Below are 788 nucleotides of genomic sequence, written 5' to 3'. Positions count from 1 at the left end.
GCGGTGCCGCCCAACCTGATCGGCTTCGTCGAGTCGGCCGGGATGCCTGCCGTCGCCTACGGGCAGCGGGATTCCCAGCAGCAGCTGGACGAGGATTTCCTGCATAACTCCTGGAAGTTCCAAAACCCGGTCAAGCTGGCCCGCGAGGCGATGGAGCCGGTCCGGGCGGGCTTCGAAGAGCTGGGCGCCGCGCTCAAGTCGCTCGTCGACGGGGTCGACCTGCTGCTGACGGGCCAGCTCTATCAGGAGATCGCCGCCAACGTCGCCGAGCGCTACGACATTCCGTTGGCCGCGTTGCACTTCTACCCGATGCGGCCCAACGGCCACGTGGCGTTTCCCGCGCGGTTGCCCGCGCCGCTGGTTCGCTCGACGATGAAGACCCTCGACTGGATGTATTGGCGGTTCACCCGGAGCGCCGAGGAAGCGCAGCGCCGGGATTTGGGTCTGCCGAAGGCCACTTGCCCTGCGCCGCAACGCATGTCGGAACTCGGCGCGCTGGAGATCCAGGCCTACGACGCGCTTTGTTTTCCCGGCTTGGCCGAGGAATGGGGCGCCCGGCGGCCGTTCGTCGGCGCGCTGACCATGGAGTCGCCCACCGATGCCGACGACGAGGTCGCGTCGTGGATCACCGCCGGAACGCCGCCGATCTATTTCGGCTTCGGCAGCATGCCCGTCGGGTCGCTCGCGGATCTGGTCACGATGATCGGCGGGGCCTGCGCCGAGTTGGGCGAGCGCGCGCTGATCTATTCCGGCGCCGAGGGTTCCGAGCCCGCTCCGCATCGTGAGCA

At 68.3% G+C, this 788-nt stretch carries 1 pseudogene; it reads left to right on the top strand.

From position 1 onward, the window contains the following. Positions 1-788, top strand: a pseudogene (locus A5706_RS08545) (glycosyl transferase); the annotation flags it as partial.

The sequence above is a fragment of the Mycobacterium sp. E796 genome (genome assembly GCF_001672815.1).
Classification (GTDB): domain Bacteria; phylum Actinomycetota; class Actinomycetes; order Mycobacteriales; family Mycobacteriaceae; genus Mycobacterium.
This window is presented reverse-complemented; position numbering and strand designations above follow the sequence as displayed.